The following is a 15,863-nucleotide window of genomic DNA, read 5'->3' on the forward strand; positions in this document are numbered from 1 at the left end:
GGCCGGGGATACGGGGTGCGGGGCGCTGCAAGGCTGTGGGTAATTACCAAGTGCACCCCGGCACCGGCTGCCACCCGGGCGACGTCCGGATGGTGCAGTCCGCTGGTGTCATTAATGACCGTGGCACCGGCCTCGACGGCGGCTTCAGCGACTGCCGGGAGGAACGTGTCTGCCGAGATCACCGCGTCGGTCTGTTCCCGAACAGCGCGGATTACGGGTACCACCCGGGCGGCCTCTTCCGCCGCACTGAGAGGAGGTCCCGGAGCGAAGGGGACGCCGCCGATGTCGACCCAGTCGGCGCCGTCGTCCACCGCCTTGAGTGCGGCCTGCACCGCAGCGTCCAGCGCGAACGTCCGTCCGCCGTCGAAAAACGAATCAGGGGTCCGGTTGATGATCGCCATCAGCGCCACCCTGCGGCTGAAATCGAAGGTCCGTGCCCCGATCCGTTGGACGGGGTGGGCCAGCGGCGGTTCATAGGGCCGGGCTGGAACGGCCGATACGGCGCCCGCATTGGCGCCAGGCTCCTCTGCCGCGCTTTTCAGACTCATGTTTGCATCCTACGGTGGAGCACAGCCCGCAACCGCCCGTCCCGAAGGAAGGTACCTGATGGAATTGCCGCTGCAGCCCCCTGTGGAGCCCATGCTGGCCAAGGCCGTAGAAAGTATTCCCGAGGGCAGGTACGCCTATGAGCCAAAATGGGACGGTTTCCGCGCGATCGTCTTCCGTGACGGCGGTGAGGTGGAAATCACCAGCCGGAACGGCCGGGGCATGAACCGGTACTTTCCAGAGCTGGTGGAAGCGTTCCGGAGTGGCCTGCCGGAGAAGTCGGCCGTGGACGGCGAGATCATCCTGGTCAGCGGCGGGGGGACGCGCCTGGACTTCGATCTCCTGCAGCAGCGTATTCATCCGGCGGCGAGCCGTGTGAAACTCCTCGCGCAGCAGACTCCGGCCTCCTTTGTGGCCTTCGACCTGCTGGCCCTGGGGGACACGAACCTCGCTGCGGCCCCCTTCCATGAGCGGCGCGCGGCACTCGAGCAGGCCCTCGGCGCGGCCGGCGGCAGGCTGCACCTGACCCGCCAGACCCTGGATCCGCAGACGGCCGCCGAATGGTTTGAACAGTTTGAAGGCGCCGGCCTGGACGGCGTGGTGGCCAAGGCCTTGGACGGCCCGTATGAACCCGGGAAGCGGGCCATGTACAAGATCAAGCACCGCCGGACGGCGGATTGTGTGCTGGCCGGCTACCGGCTGCACAAAAGCGGCGATGACCGGATCGGCTCGCTGCTGCTAGGGCTCTACGACGACGACGGCGTTCTCGCCAACGTGGGTGTGGTCGGGGCGCTGCCGATGCAGCGCAGGAAGGAACTCTTCGAAGAACTTCAGCCCCTGGTCACCTGGGACAGCTCCCATCCCTGGACCCAGGCCGGGCAGGACGCCGGAACGCGCACACCCTGGAACGCCGAAGGCAGCCGGTGGAGCGGCACCAAGGACCTCTCCTTTACTCCGCTTCGACCTGAACGGGTGATCGAGGTTGCCTACGACCATATGGAGGGACCCCGCTTCCGGCACCCGCCGAGCTTCGTCCGCTGGCGTCCCGACCGGGACCCGGAATCGTGCGGTTACGCCCAGTTGGATGAACCGGTCCGCTTTGACCTGGCAGACGTCCTGCAGGCCCCGGCGAGGTAGCGGCTGCCGTCGCCCAGGCAAGCTGGAAGCATGCCTGGGCCGGGATGCACGCACGGTCTGCGATGCACCTGACAAAGGGCTGTGGCCGTGCTCTCCCATGGTCCTCAGCGGCCGCGGAGCGGCGATACGCTGGGAGATATGCAAGAAGGCAACATCAATTTCCATACCCGCAAGTGGGTTCGTCCGGAGGACCTGAACGCTAACGGCACGCTTTTCGGCGGTTCGCTGCTGCGCTGGATCGATGAGGAAGCAACCATCTACGCGATCCTCCAAATGGGTAACGGCAGGGTGGTGACGAAGTTGATGTCGGAAATCAATTTCGTCAGTTCGGCCCAGCAGGGCGACCTGATCGAAATGGGGCTGCGCGCCGTAAAGTTCGGCACCACGTCCCTGACCATGCAGGCAGAAGTGCGGAACATGATCACCCGTTCGAGCATCCTCACCATCGAACGGATCGTGTTCGTCAATCTGGACGAACACGGTCGTCCGGTGCCCCACGGCTACACGGATGTCACCTACGACCGCGACCGGCTCCCCACCCATCACCTGCCGGCTGTCCCGCCCGTACCCTAGACCGGGCTCCCGGACCAGCTCACTGGAAGCAACACGGCGCGTTAGTTGTGCCGGCGGACCCTGCAGCTGAAAGAATCCGAGCAGGGCCGCACCTATCCGGCCGGTACGGTTCTTGAGCGAAACGGGTAAGGATGCACAGCGACAGTCCCGCTGCCACCGGGCGATACGGCAGGCAGCGGACCCCCCGCCTCATGTTTTGGGGTGCCCTGACCGGAATGGTGCTCATTGCCCTGAACCTGCGGGGACCCATTGTTGCCCCCTCGCCGATTCTCGGCATCCTCCAGGACGAGCTGGGCATGTCAGTGCAGACCTCGGGACTGCTGACGGCACTGCCCATCGCGTGTTTTGGCGTGGTGTCCTTCCTCGCGCTTCCCCTGCTGCGCCGTGGAGGGCCGGACCAGGCCATAGCCCTGTGCCTGGCCGGGATCCTGGTTGGAACCCTGCTGCGTTCTTCAGGCGGAACAGGGTTGGCGCTGGCCGGGACGGTTGTGATTGGCGCGTCAATCGCCGTCGGAAACGTACTGGTTCCGGTGATCATCCGGCGTGATTTTGCGCCCGCACGCGTGCCGCTCGTCACCGGGGTCTACACCGCCGCTATGAATATCGGATCCATGGTCACGCTCATCCTCACCGCCCCGCTTGCACAGGCACTCGGCTGGAGGACAGCCATGGTGGTGTGGAGCGCGCTGGCCCTTGCCGCAGCACTGGCGTGGCTCTCACTTGTCGGCTGGCGGGTATTCCTCCTCGGCACGCAGAAGGAGAAGGACCCAGCAGGGAACCCCGCCGGCAGCGCCGGGGAGGCTGGAGGCCCGGCCGGAACGGAAGCGGACGCGGCGGCGCAGGACACCCAACCGCCGGCCTGGCGATCTGCCCAGGCCTGGATCCTGCTGATTGCTTTCAGCGGACAGGCCTTTTCGTTCTATGCCGTCTCGACCTGGCTCCCCACGATGCTCATCGATTTGCTCGGCCTGGATACCGCGGGTGCCGGGGCCGGATCCTCCCTGTTCCAGGGACCGGCGCTCGTCGGAGCCCTGGCTGTTCCGCTGCTTTCCCGCCTGCTGAGGATCCGGACCCTGCTGTGGCTGACCTGCGCGGCGTGGGCTGCGCTGCCGGCCGGCCTGCTTCTGGCCCCCGCGGCCTGGCCCATCTGGGTCACACTGGGCGGGATCGCGCAGGGTGCCGGAATCACGGTCCTGCTGCTGATCCTCGTGCGGATGGGCGGCTCAGGCAGGCGGGCTGGACAGCTCTCCGCCATGGTGCAGGGTGGCGGCTACCTGGTGGCAGCAACCGGTCCCGTGGTCCTGGGCACCCTGCATGACGCGTCAGGCGGATGGACCCTGCCGCTGGCAGTCGTGGGGATCAGCATCGGTGCGCTGTTCGTGGCGGGTTCCGCCGCTGCCAAGACGTCCGACGGCGCCCGGAGCCCGGCGTAGGCCCGCCCGGTGTAGGCCAGCCCGGCGTAGGCCCGGCCGGTGTAGGCCAGCCCGGCGTAGGCCCGGCCGGTGTAGGCCCGCTCCGGAGCGCGTCCGCTTTCAGTCCGCGGTACCCTCTGCGAGGTCCCGCGCCAGTCGCGCCGCCTGCTCCGGGCCCAGCGGTGCGCCGGGAAACCTGCCCAGCCGATCCAGCGGGAGGCTGCCCATCAGGCTAAGGGCCGCTGTGAGTGAAGCGGCAGCGGCCGGGTCATCGTTCCCGGTGCCGTGGACCGCGAGCGCCTCCAGGAGTACGCGGGCAGCGCGGGGGTCCGCCAACCACTGGCTGACCGGTGAAGAGGCGGTCGGAAGGGGAGGGGGGCCGCTGCCTTCTACCTCGATCGTTTCGCTCAACCGGATATCACTCGAGGACGATCCCACTTTCAGGAGGTAGGCTCCGCTGTCCGTAACCCATGAGCGGATACCGGGATCGAAGCGGTCCAGGCTTCCGGCGGCCAGGTCGAAGGTGATGCGGCTGCTTTCTCCGGGACGAAGCTCCACCCGGGAGAAACCGCGCAGTTCCTGAGCCGGCCTCGGAACGCCGTTTGGCGGGCCGCTGACGTAGAGCTGGACCACTTCCGCACCCGCCCGGGCACCGGTATTCGTGACAGTGACCAAGACCCGGACCGCCGTTCCCGTTCCGCTTCCTTCGACCCCGGCTTCCAGGCCGGTGTACTCGAAGGTCGTGTAGGAGAGTCCGTGGCCAAAAGGGAAGGCGACCGGCATCTGCCGGGTGTCGTACCACCGGTAGCCGACCAGCAGGCCTTCGCCGTACCGGACCTGCCCGTCTTCGCCCGGGAAGTTGCCGTAGGCAGGCGTGTCCTCAATGCAGCGCGGGAACGTCTCAGCCAGCTTGCCCGAGGGGTTGGCATCGCCGAGGAGAAGGTCCGCCACGGCCTCTCCGCATCCCTGCCCGCCCAGCCAGCCTTCCAGCACCGCCGGTACATCCCGCGCCCAGCCCGTGGTCACGGCGGAGCCGTTGAGGAGGACGACAGCCAGGTCCGTCCGCTCCGCCGCAAGGGCGGAGAGGAGCCTGAGCTGGTTTGCCGGCAGGTCCAGGGATATCCGGTCAGCGCCCTCCGTTTCAGCCGAGTCCGGCAGCCCCAGGAACACGACCACCTGGTCGCCTTCCGCAGCCGCGGCAACAGCTTCTGCCACCAGTGCGTCACCGTCGGCCCCGGTGCCGTCCTCCAGCCCGTAGCCGGCCGCGAAGCGTGCCTCCGGAACCCGCGCAGCCAAGGCGTCCCAGGGCGTGCTGAGCCGTACGGGATTAACCCGCGACGATCCGCTGCCCTGGTACCTCGGCGTCCTCGCCAGCTCACCGACTATCACCAGGCGCCGCTGTGCGCTGAATGGCAGGACACCGCCGTCGTTTTTCAGCAGCACCATGGACTGCACCGCAGCACGCCGCGCCAGCCGGTCATGGGCAGCGAAGTCGGGCGGCCCGGACGCCTTGTCCGCAGTACGCTCGCCCAGGACCCGGAGGCGCTCCACTGCGGCGTCCACATCCTCGGGTGACACGAGACCGGCATCCAGTCCTGCAAGGACTTCGCCGGGACCGATGCCGTTGGAGGCAGGCATCTCCAGGTCCAGTCCCGCCGCGAGCGCCGCGGCCAGGTCCGTCACGGCGCCCCAGTCGGAGACAACGGCGCCGTCAAAGCCCCATTCATTCCGCAGGACCTGTGTGAGCAGCCACGGGTCCTGGGCTGCGTGGAAGCCGTTCAGTTTGTTGTACGCCGCCATGATGGTCCAGGGCCGGGCCTGCCGAACCACCATTTCGAAGGCCCGCAGATAGAGCTCCCGGAGGGTCCGCTGGTCCACGATGACGTCAACAGTCATCCGGTCCGTCTCCTGGTTGTTGGCCGCGAAGTGCTTCGGGCAGGCAGCGACTCCCTGGGACTGGACACCACGGATCCACGCGGTTCCGAGCAGCCCGCTGAGCAGCGGGTCCTCGGAAAAATACTCGAAGTTGCGTCCGCCCAGCGGTGTGCGTTTCAGGTTAAGGCCCGGTCCCAGCAGGACATCCACCCCCTGGGCGGCTGCTTCCAGTCCCGCGGCCCGGCCAAGTTCAGCAAGCAGCTCGGGGTTCCACGAACTCGCGGTGGCGCACTCGGAGGGAAAGCACGTTGCCGGCGCGGATTTCCCCAGGCCCAGGCCCGGATTGTCCTCGGAGCGGCGTACTCCGTGGGGGCCGTCGGTGAGCACCAGAGGCCGTACCCCGGCACCGGCCGATCCCCGTGTGGTCCAGAAGCCCTCACCGGAGAGCAGTTCAGCCTTCTCTGCGGGGGTCAGGCCGTTCCGCGGATCGTAGGTTGGCATGGGGGAGCCTCCTGCATGGATTCCGTACTGCCGGGGTGGCCCGAGTCTAGGCGCGGAGCCGGCCGGGGCGGAAGGGCTTTGCCATGATGCACTGCAGGTTCGCCCGGCGGGCAGTGCTGACCTGTTGCTGGCCTGCGGGCAGGACTATCGTTCGAAGAGATCCGTGGAACGTCCTGTTCCGCCTCGAGGGGAGAAGAGGGCGATGAAGACCCAGTTTGACCGGTACCGGCAGATCGCCGAGATTCTTTACCGCAACGGATTGGGCTATCTGGTTTCCGTGTCCGGTCTGGAAGCCAGGATTCCGTTTCGCCGGCAGTCCGCGCAGGAGGCTCCCCGTGTTGACAGCCCGGAGTACCTGCGCCGGGCCCTCGAAGAGCTGGGTCCCACCTTCGTTAAGCTGGGCCAGTTGCTTTCCACGCGGGCGGACCTGCTGCCGCCCGAGTACATGGAACAGCTCGCCAGACTGCAGGACAGGGCGGAACCGGCGCCGTGGGCTGATGTCCACGCCGAGCTGGAGCGTGAATTCGGCGAGGATCCGCTCAGGATATTTTCCGCCTTCAACACGACGCCGATTGCCAGCGCTTCCATCGGCCAGGCCTACGCGGCCACGCTGCCGGATGGAACCGACGTCGTCGTCAAGGTGCGCCGGCCAGGGATCGGTCCGACGGTCGAATCAGACCTGGCGATCCTCCAGTCGCTGGCGGGGCACGCCAGCAGGCGCTGGGAAGCAGCCAGGGACTATGACGTGAAGGGATTGATTGACGAGTTCGCCGATACCCTCCGCCAGGAGATGGACTATACCCAGGAAGGAAGGAACGCCGACCGTTTTGCCGTCAACTTCGAAAACGACGCGGCAGTGCTCATCCCGCATATCTACTGGGAGCACAGCACCCACAACGTCCTGACCATGCAGCGGATGTACGGGATGAAGGTGACAGACACCAGGGCGCTGGACGCAGCCGGAATTGACCGGAAGTCGCTCGCCGCCACGGCCGCCACTGCGGAAATGAAGATGGTCTTCGAGGACGGCTTCTTCCACGCTGACCCCCACCCGGGGAACATCTTCGTGCAGCCGAATTCGCAGATCGGGCTGATCGATTTTGGCATGGTGGGGGAGTTGGACGACAAACTGCGCGGGCAGCTCTCGGCGCTGTTTATCGCGGTGATCCGGAAGGATCCCGACCGGATGGCATCTGCCCTGCTGCGGATGACCGCCACGAGGGTCCGGCCGGACCGGGTGAAGCTCCGGATGGACCTCGCGGGCCTGATCAGGCTGTACTCGAACCGGACGCTCAAGGACGCGCCGGTGGGCAGGATCATCAGCATGGGCCTGGGGATCATCCGCAACCACCATCTGCAGCTGCCCCGCGAAATAGCCCTGCTCCTGCGCATGCTCATCATGACTGAGGGGATGGGCGAAGTGCTGGATCCCGAATTCAGCATGGGCAAGACCCTTGCGCCATATGCCAAGCGGATGACCATGGAGCAGCTAAACCCGGTCAACTATGCGAAGCGCCTCGGCAAAGCCGGGGGAGAACTGCTGGACCTCGGGGCGGAGCTGCCGGGCCAGCTCCAGCGGCTGGTCAATACGCTGGACTTCGAAGGCATGGAGGTGCACCTGCGTGCCGGGGACCTCGTTCCGCTGGTGGAGCGCCTGGAACGCGTGGGCAACAGGATGGTGGCAGCAATTTTTGCAGCGGCTTTTATCCGGGGCGTGGGCGAATTGACGCTGGGCGACGCCGACCGCTGGCGTGGCTGGCAGGCTCCGCTCATGGGCGCCGGACTTGCGTCAACGGGCGTTCTGGGCGGTTACCTTGCCTGGTCGGCACGTAAACAGCGGCGGCTGGACGCCGGGTAGCCAAAGAAGAATGGCCGGCCACCGCATGCTGCGGTAGCCGGCCATTCCTGCGGTGAACTCAGCGCTTGCCGAGATCCGCCGTCGGGGTCCGGAAGGACTCCTTTGCGGTCAGGGCGGAGATGGAGGCGATCAGGCAGATAGCTGCGGTGAACCAGCTGATCACGACCCAGCCGCCGGGCTGCAGGCCACCCAGGGCAGCCACGATGGACGGCGCGAAGCCTGCCATGAGGAAGCCGAGCTGGGTGCCGATGGCCAGGCCGGAGAAACGGACCTTGGCGCTGAACATTTCAGCGTAGAAGGACGGCCAGACAGCGTTCGCAGCAGCGTAACCGCAGCCGAAGACCACCACGGAGAGGGCGAACTGCAGCAGCGAGTTGCCGGATTCCATGGAGAGCAGGTAGAACGGCATCACGATGGCGCTGGACAGTGCGCCGTAGATGAAGACCGGTTTCCGGCCGAAGCGGTCCGCCGCCATGCCGAACAGCGGCTGCGTGAACAACGCGGTGATATTACCTGCGACGACCAGCCACAGCGTGATGGTGGCGTCAACGTTGCCCACCTCGGTGCCGTACTTGATGGCCAGGGTGCCGTAGACGGTGGAGACTGCGGCGATGAAGGCGCAGCAGATAACGCGCAGCACATCGCGCCAGTGGTGCTTCATCAGGTCGCCGACGGGAAGCTTGGAGATCTCGTTGTTCGCCTTGGCTTCCTGGAAGGTCGGCGTCTCGTGCAGGGTGCGGCGGATAAAGAACGTCACGATGACGACGACGGCGCTGAGCCAGAACGGGATGCGCCAGCCGATGCTGTACTTGATGTCGTCCGGCAGTGCCATGACCGGGATGAAGACCATGGCAGCAAGGATCTGGCCGCCCTGCGTACCGGTAAGGGTCCAGGAGGTGAAGAACGCACGGCGGCCGTCAGGCGCGTGCTCAAGTGTCATGGAGCTGGCACCGGCCTGCTCTCCGGCAGCGGAAAGACCCTGGGCCAGGCGGCAGAGGACCAGGAGTGTGGGCGCCCACCAGCCAATGGTGCTGAAGCTCGGCAGGCAGCCGATGAGGAACGTTGAGGCACCCATGAGGATCAGGGTGAACATCAGGATTTTCTGGCGGCCGACACGGTCGCCGAAGTGGCCCAGGATGACCGCGCCGACGGGGCGGGCGATGTAGGCAAAACCGAAGGTGGCGAGTGACATGATGCTCGCCTGTGCATCCGCGTCCGGGAAGAAGACGTGCGGGAAGATCAGTGATGCCGCGGTGCCAAAGATGAAGAAGTCGTAGTACTCAACCGCGCTGCCCATGAAGCTTGCCGCGGCGGCCTTCTTCGGGGTCTTTGCGGTGGCTGAAGCGGTCTGTGCAGGCACAGCGCTCATGGGGCCTCCAGGTAGTGATGTGTGCGTAAAACGCACAATTGTTTTTCATGCGAACACCACAAGTTATACCGGCGGGTAGTGAGACGCAAGCCATATGTGCGCATTACGCACAATTGTGCAAAGTGTGAACAGCCGGTACCGTTGGCGTTGCCCGGTTTACGGGCGCCGAAGGGAGAACCACTTGAGCACCACCACTGAATCCCTGCTCGTCGGATTGATTGGCGACGGGATCACCGCATCGCTGACTCCGCCCATGCATGAACGGGAAGCAGCTGCGTGCGGGCTTCACTATCTGTACCGGCCAGTGGACCTCGCCGTGAACGGCCGTTCCGCCGACGAGGTCGGGGACCTTTTGCGCTACGGGCGGGATCTCGGCTTCAACGCCTTTAACATTACGCACCCGTGCAAGCAGCTGGTCCTGAAGCACCTGGACGAGATTTCCGACGACGCTGCCCGGCTGGGTGCTGTGAACACTGTCCTGATCCAGGACGGGCGCTTTATCGGCCACAACACGGATTACTCCGGTTTTGCCACCGCCCTGGCCCAGGGACTGCCGGATGCTGCACTGGACGAAGTGGTGCAGCTGGGCGCCGGCGGCGCCGGCGCTGCAGTTGCCTACGCGCTGCTTAAGGCAGGCACACGGGAACTGACCCTCATCGACCTGGATCCGGAACGGACGCGTGAACGCGCCGCGGCCCTGGCCGGTCTCTTCCCGGATGCGGTTGTCCGCCCCGGCAGCCGCGAAGATCTTGCACCGGCCCTGTCCTCTGCGAACGGATTCGTTCAGGCAACGCCCGTGGGAATGCATTCGCATCCCGGCCTGCCGGTGGACCCGGAACTGCTCCGGCCCCAGACCTGGGTGGCAGACGTGATCTACCGTCCCGTCCGCACGCAGCTGGTTGACGCCGCTGAAGCGCGCGGCTGCAGGGTGCTCGACGGCGGACACATGGCGGTGGGACAGGCTGTGGATGCCTTCCGGCTCATCTCGGGTGTTGAACCTGATGCTGCCCGCATGCGGGCCCATTTCCTGGAACTGGTCAACAGCGGCCGCTGAGCCGCCTTCGAAAGGACTCCATGCGCACCTCTATTGCCACGGTCTGCCTCAGCGGCACGCTGGAAGACAAACTGCGCGCCTGCGCGGCTGCCGGTTTCGACGGCGTGGAGATCTTCGAACAGGACCTGGTGGTGAGCCCCTCCAGCCCCGAACAGATCCGCAGCCTGGCCGCCGGCCTGGGCTTGACGCTGGACCTTTACCAGCCCTTCCGGGACTTCGAAGGGGTGACCGAGGACCTGCTGGAGGAGAACCTCCGCCGCGCCGAGGCGAAGTTCCGGCTGATGGACCGGATGGGCATCGATACCATGCTGGTCTGCAGCAACGTAGCCACGGCTACTGTTGACGACGACGCCGTTGCCGCAGCCCAGCTGCGGCGCATGGGCGAGTTGGCCGCGCATTACGGGATCCGCCTGGCCTATGAGGCCCTGGCCTGGGGCCGGTTCGTCAGCGACTTTGAACATGCCTGGCGGATCGTGGAAATGGCGGACCACCCGAATGTGGGCACCTGTCTGGACAGCTTCCACATCCTTTCCCGCAGGTGGGATCCGGAAGCGATCGAAAAGATCCCCGCAGAGAAGATTTTCTTCGTGCAGCTGGCCGACGCGCCCGAACTTTCCATGGATGTGCTGTCCTGGAGCCGCCATTACCGGGTGTTCCCGGGAGAAGGTGCGTTCGACCTCGTGGGCTTCATGGGCCATCTCGTCCGCAGCGGCTATGACGGACCTGTTTCGCTGGAGATCTTCAACGATGTCTTCCGGCAGGCGGCCGAAGAACGGACGGCCGTTGACGCGATGCGGTCCCTGATTAGGCTGGCCGAGCGGACCTCGATCCACCTGCAGGAGGAAGGCTGCGGACACGGCACCATGGAGCTGGCCACGCTCCCTGGCGTGGGTGAACCGCTCGGATTCAATTTCGCCGAGGTGAAAGCCGGTGATCCGGAGCAGATCCGGACACTCCTCTACCAGCTTGGATTTACCAGCCTGGGGCAGCACCGCACCAAGCAGGTGGAACTCTGGGCCCAGAACAGCGTCCGGATGATCATTAACTGCCAGCAGGCCAGCGGCATGGCCCCGGGCATCTCAGCGGTGGGGCTGGATGTTCCCGACGCACCGGCCGCGGCATCACGGGCGCTGCAGCTCAAGGCAACCCCCGTAACCCGCCGCAGCCAGGCGAACGAAGAAGTGCTCCAGGTCGTCGCGGCACCGGATGGCACTGAAATCTTCCTGTGCCAGGCAGAGCCGGACGGCCCGGGCTGGACGAGCGAGTTCGGCGGCGGGACCACCGCCCCGGCTCCCGGAAGCATCACCGCGATTGACCACGTCAATCTCTCCCAGCCGTGGCAGCACTTCGACGAAGCCGTGCTGTTCTACGAATCAACCCTCGCCCTCTCTCCCCGTCCCAGCGTCGAGGTACCCAGCCCCATGGGATTGGTTCGGAGCCAGGTGATGCACAGCTCTGACGGTGCTGTCAGGATCGCATTGAACATTGCCCCGCTGGTGTTCGACGGCGCCGGCGACGGTTCCGGGTATCCGCAGCACGTGGCGTTCGGCTGCAGCGACCTCGTCAGCGTCGCCCGCACCGCCGTCGCCCGCGGCCTGGAGTTCCTTCCGGTTCCGGAGAACTACTACGAAGACCTGGAAGCCCGTTTCGGCCTGGACCAGGCGTTCCTGGCGACCCTCCGGGAGCTTAACCTGCTGTATGACCGTGATGCTGACGGGGAATTCCTGCACTTCTACACTGCCACGATCGGCAATGTGTTCTTCGAAGTCGTGGAACGCCGGCCCGGCTATGAAGGGTACGGCGCGCCCAACGCGCCCGTGCGGCTCGCGGCGCAGTATCAGCGGACCCGCGCCTGACCTGCAGGGATGCCTGCCCATAGCCCGCGCTTGTCGGGTAGGATCGTGCTCGGCGCCCGGAGCGGGGGCACGAGGGCAGGGGGACGTGGTGCGCAGCAGTCAGGCCTGGTACGTGAAGTCGGTAGAGAAGACCTTTGCCGTCCTTGGCGCCTTCACGGCTGATTCTCCCCGGCTGAGCGTGAGCGAGGTTGCTGCCGCTGCCGACCTGAGCCGTGCCGCGGCACGGCGGTTCCTGCTCACGCTGACAGACCTTGGCTATCTGGCCGGGGACGGCGCACGTTACCAGCTGGCTCCGCGTTCCTTGAATATCGGCTCCGCGTTCCTTTCGAGCCTCACTCTCCCGGCCCTGTCGGAACCGCACCTGAAAACACTCTCGGCGGATCTGCAGGAGACAGCGTCGGTCTGCATTCTTGACGGAGAGCACGTCGTCTATGTTGCCCGGATTACATCCCCGCGGCTGGTCAGCGTTGCGGTGCATGTGGGTACGCGTTTTCCGGCATGGGCGACCTCCATGGGCAGGGTCCTGCTCGCCGCCCTTGAGCCCGAAGACCTGGAGTCCCGGCTGGACCGGTCCCATCTGCGCCCCTACACGCCCAACACACTGTGGGACCGGGAAGGACTGCTGGCTGAAATCGACACCGTGCGCCAGCGCGGCTGGTCCGTCGTCCTCGAAGAGTATGAGGAAGGCCTGAGCGGAGTGGCCGTTCCCATTCACCAGGGGAACACAGTCGTAGGCGCCGTGAATGTCTCCCTGCACCATGGCAACGCCACGGACCCAGCCCTGAGCGAGACGGTGCTGCCCCGGCTGAAGGAAGCCGCTGATGCGATCTCCGCGGACTGCGGAATCCGGGTTACGGGCTAGACTCCGCCTTCAGGGCCGGCTTTCAGGCCGGGCAGCGAACTGCGGCAGAGGCCCGTTCGCCAACCTCCACCGCAGTCCGGTCTCTTCCGGAGTCCGCCTTTGCCTTTAAGGTGAGGCGTAATCCGATGCGTTGTACAGGTTCAGGTGCAGCGCCGAGGCAATCTGTGCCACGGCCCTGCGTGCGCGCACGCTGTTCCCTGCGGCGTCCAGCGGCGGGGAGAAGGCCGCGATGGCCAGGATCCCGGGCATGACCGCGAGGACACCTCCACCCACGCCCGACTTGCCCGGCAGCCCCACCCGGTAGGCCCAGTCGCCGGAAGCGGTGTAGAGCCCTTCCATCGTCATCTCCGCCAGCATGGGCGGAACAATGTCCGGGTGGGCGATGGCACCCTTCTTCGTGACGGGGTTCATGCCGCGGGCGGCGATCGTCGCTCCCATGGTGGCCAGGTCAACGGTGGTCACCAGGGTGGAACACTGGCGCGTGTACACGTCACAGGCCTCCATGGGATCCGAGTACATCGTCCCGCCCGAGTAGAGCAGCCACGCGATGGCACGGTTATGGAAGTTCGTGGACTGCTCCGAGTTGTTCACGGCATCGCTCAGGGTGATCTCCCGGCCGGCGAACGCGGACTGGGTGGCCAGAATCTTCTGCCAGCGCTCTTCCGCGCTTCCGGCCGGTATGAGCGACACCGTGGACATGGCTCCGGCATTGACCAGCGGCGACAGGGGTTTGTCTCCATGGAGGGCTACGGCGATGACCGAGTTGAACGGTTCGCCGGTGGGGTCTGCTCCCACCTTGTCGTGGAACTGGGGCAGGCCCACTTCATCCATGGCCCTTGCCATCGAGAACACCTTGGAAATCGATTCCAGGGCGAACTCGAAGTTTGAGTCGCCGGCCTCGAACACCTCGCCGTCGACGGTCACTACGCTGATGCCAAACAGCGCAGGATTCACCGAGGCGAGATAGGGAATGTAGCTGGCGTTCTCTCCGCCCTGGTCCGGACTGAAGTCACTGTGGGCACTGTTTACTGCAGCCTGGACTGCTGACCTGTCGACTTTCATACCGCTGTACTCCCGCCGGCCGCCGGGCCTGGCCGCCGCCGGTGGGCGCTGGCGCGCCCGCCCTGGTCCGACCCCCGGGATCCCGCACCGGCTGCCGAAGGCTTTCCGGAATGCTTCCTGGTGCCGGCTGTTGTGCCGGCACCGGCTGCGGCTCCGCCTGTGGCGTCAAATGACTGCTCCCACGTTTCGGACAGCTCTGCGGTAGCCGTGGAGGATTCGTTGACTGTTCCCGGGTGCTTGTGTTCGAGCTGCCAGGTAAAAGGCACAAACTCCGTCTGCGGGTCCTTCCAATGCGGCTTCCGGAACGCGTAGATGACCATGGGAAGGATAATGAGCAGCACCGCACCGCCAACGAGGATCCCCACGTAGGTTTCCGGGGATCCCACGGAGATCTGGTCAGGCGGAATGAAGCTGAAGACGAATGCCATCAGCGATCCCAGGAACCCGACGCCACCGATCAGCCACATGCCAATGTCGCCGCCGGGCACCCGGTAGGGACGGGGCCGGTTCGGCTGGCTGTAACGCAGGTAGATGGCGGCAGCGAACATCAGCAGGTACATGACCAGGTACAGGATCACGGTCAGCTGGCTCAGGATCTGGTAAGCCGCCTGAACCGAGGGCAGGACTACGTAGACAACGCCCAGGGCCGTGACCATAAAGGCCTGGAAGAGCAGGATGTGGGTTCCCATGCCGTGCTTGTTGGTGTGCTGCCAGAACCGGGGAAGATACCCGGCCCTGCCCACGGCGAGGAGGCCGCTGGACGGGCCGGCGACCCAGGTGACCACGCCTGCCAGCACGCCGATGAGGAGCATGCCTGCGACTATCGGAGAGGCCCATCCGATGCCGGCCCATTCGAACATGTCGTTGTAGGAGGTCAGCAGGCTCTGGGTGAGGTTGATGTCCGCCTGGGGGACCACGAAGGCTATGGCCAGGGTTCCCAGGACAAAGATCACCACTGTGCCGGCCGCTGCTATGAGCACTGCCAGCGGATAGTTCCGTGTCGGGTTCTTAACGTCCCTGACGTGGATGGCGTTCATCTCCATGCCTGCGTAAAAGAGGAAGATGCTGGCTGCGAGCACAACGTTTGAGAAGTTGGAGAAGTCCGGCAGGACCTCACCCCAGCCCATCTTGATCTGCGGAGTGTTGCCGGCGAAGTAGTAGGAGAACCCCAGGACAATCAGGATTCCGGCAGGGATCAGGGTGCCGATGATTCCGCCCCACTGGGCAACCTTGGAGAACGCAGCTGCACCGCGGAAGGCAATGAACGTGGCCAGCCAGTAGACCACCAGCACGACAGCCAGGACAAAGGCTTTGTTCCCCGAAAGCTGTGCGTCGATGTTTTCGTCGGTTCCCGTGTAGGCCAGGGATACCGCACCGAAGGTCAGGACCGTTGGGAACCATATGGTGACTTCTATGAAGAGCATGAACATCGCCAGGAACGCCCAGCGCGGCCCGAAAGCCTCACCAACCCAGCGGAACACGCCTCCCGTCTCCGGCCAGCCGGTCGCAAGTTCGGCGGCCACAATCGAAACAGGGACCAGGAAAACGACGGCGGCAAAGACGTAGTAAAAAATCGAACTCAGTCCGTATTCGGCCTCCGCCGGCAGGCCGCGAAGGCTGACAACAGCCACAATGTTCATGACTGCGAGTGCACCGACGGTGATCGACGCATTCTGCTTGGCGCGGCTTTTGCGGTCTGATGCTGATCCGGCGGATGGGGTCGATGCAGTGGAATCGCTCATACCATTCACCTCCTGG

12 protein-coding genes are annotated in these 15,863 nt (G+C 65.4%); 7 read left to right on the forward strand and 5 right to left on the reverse strand.

Going from position 1 to position 15,863, the window contains the following annotated elements; translation table 11 throughout:
* Positions 1 to 548 (reverse strand): dihydropteroate synthase (locus tag TVB01_RS07480; protein ID WP_422455281.1); only part of this gene is annotated, 548 nt, incomplete at its 3' end.
* A gap of 58 nt (positions 549 to 606) precedes the next feature.
* Between TVB01_RS07480 and TVB01_RS07485 the strand changes: the two genes are divergently transcribed.
* From TVB01_RS07485 to TVB01_RS07495, 3 genes are all read left to right on the forward strand, one after another.
* Positions 607 to 1,683 (forward strand): ATP-dependent DNA ligase, encoded by a 1,077-nt coding sequence (locus TVB01_RS07485; protein WP_422455282.1) that lies wholly within the window; start codon positions 607 to 609, stop codon positions 1,681 to 1,683.
* 138 nt (positions 1,684 to 1,821) lie between these two features.
* Positions 1,822 to 2,256, forward strand: coding sequence for an acyl-CoA thioesterase (locus tag TVB01_RS07490; RefSeq protein WP_422455283.1), 435 nt, complete (start codon positions 1,822 to 1,824; stop codon positions 2,254 to 2,256).
* 191 nt (positions 2,257 to 2,447) lie between these two features.
* Entirely contained in the window at positions 2,448 to 3,689 is a 1,242-nt protein-coding gene (locus tag TVB01_RS07495) for an MFS transporter (protein WP_422455284.1), read from the forward strand.
* A 99-nt stretch (positions 3,690 to 3,788) separates the two neighbouring features.
* Here TVB01_RS07495 and TVB01_RS07500 read toward each other — a convergent pair whose 3' ends face one another.
* On the reverse strand, positions 3,789 to 6,044 hold the full coding sequence (locus TVB01_RS07500; protein ID WP_422455285.1) for a glycoside hydrolase family 3 C-terminal domain-containing protein: 2,256 nt from the start codon (positions 6,042 to 6,044) through the stop codon (positions 3,789 to 3,791).
* A gap of 202 nt (positions 6,045 to 6,246) precedes the next feature.
* Between TVB01_RS07500 and TVB01_RS07505 the strand changes: the two genes are divergently transcribed.
* Positions 6,247 to 7,902 (forward strand): ABC1 kinase family protein, encoded by a 1,656-nt coding sequence (locus TVB01_RS07505; RefSeq protein WP_422455286.1) that lies wholly within the window; start codon positions 6,247 to 6,249, stop codon positions 7,900 to 7,902.
* 58 nt (positions 7,903 to 7,960) lie between these two features.
* Here TVB01_RS07505 and TVB01_RS07510 read toward each other — a convergent pair whose 3' ends face one another.
* Positions 7,961 to 9,271, reverse strand: coding sequence for an MFS transporter (locus TVB01_RS07510; protein WP_422455287.1), 1,311 nt, complete (start codon positions 9,269 to 9,271; stop codon positions 7,961 to 7,963).
* Positions 9,272 to 9,452: 181 nt separating this feature from the next.
* Between TVB01_RS07510 and TVB01_RS07515 the strand changes: the two genes are divergently transcribed.
* The 3 genes from TVB01_RS07515 (at position 9,453) to TVB01_RS07525 (ending at position 13,043) form a co-directional block, all read left to right on the forward strand.
* Positions 9,453 to 10,325 (forward strand): shikimate dehydrogenase, encoded by an 873-nt coding sequence (locus tag TVB01_RS07515; RefSeq protein ID WP_422455288.1) that lies wholly within the window; start codon positions 9,453 to 9,455, stop codon positions 10,323 to 10,325.
* 20 nt (positions 10,326 to 10,345) lie between these two features.
* Positions 10,346 to 12,181 (forward strand): bifunctional sugar phosphate isomerase/epimerase/4-hydroxyphenylpyruvate dioxygenase family protein, encoded by a 1,836-nt coding sequence (locus tag TVB01_RS07520; protein WP_422455289.1) that lies wholly within the window; start codon positions 10,346 to 10,348, stop codon positions 12,179 to 12,181.
* An 88-nt stretch (positions 12,182 to 12,269) separates the two neighbouring features.
* Positions 12,270 to 13,043 carry an IclR family transcriptional regulator domain-containing protein gene (locus tag TVB01_RS07525; protein ID WP_422455290.1) on the forward strand — a complete coding sequence of 258 codons (774 nt, stop codon included), beginning with the start codon at positions 12,270 to 12,272 and terminating at the stop codon, positions 13,041 to 13,043.
* A gap of 105 nt (positions 13,044 to 13,148) precedes the next feature.
* Here the strand turns inward: TVB01_RS07525 and glsA are convergent, their stop codons facing one another.
* A complete protein-coding gene (gene glsA / locus TVB01_RS07530) occupies positions 13,149 to 14,105 on the reverse strand; it encodes a glutaminase A (protein WP_422455291.1) in 957 nt (318 codons plus the stop codon).
* The gene (gene gadC / locus TVB01_RS07535; RefSeq protein WP_422455292.1) at positions 14,102 to 15,847 is read right to left on the reverse strand and encodes a putative glutamine/gamma-aminobutyrate antiporter GadC; all 1,746 of its coding nucleotides are present in this window, start codon (positions 15,845 to 15,847) and stop codon (positions 14,102 to 14,104) included. Before gadC ends, glsA begins: the two co-directional genes overlap by 4 nt.
* Positions 15,848 to 15,863: the final 16 nt, after the last annotated feature.

The sequence above is a fragment of the Arthrobacter sp. 7Tela_A1 genome (genome assembly GCF_049311065.1).
In the GTDB taxonomy this organism is placed as follows: Bacteria; Actinomycetota; Actinomycetes; order Actinomycetales; family Micrococcaceae; genus Arthrobacter_B.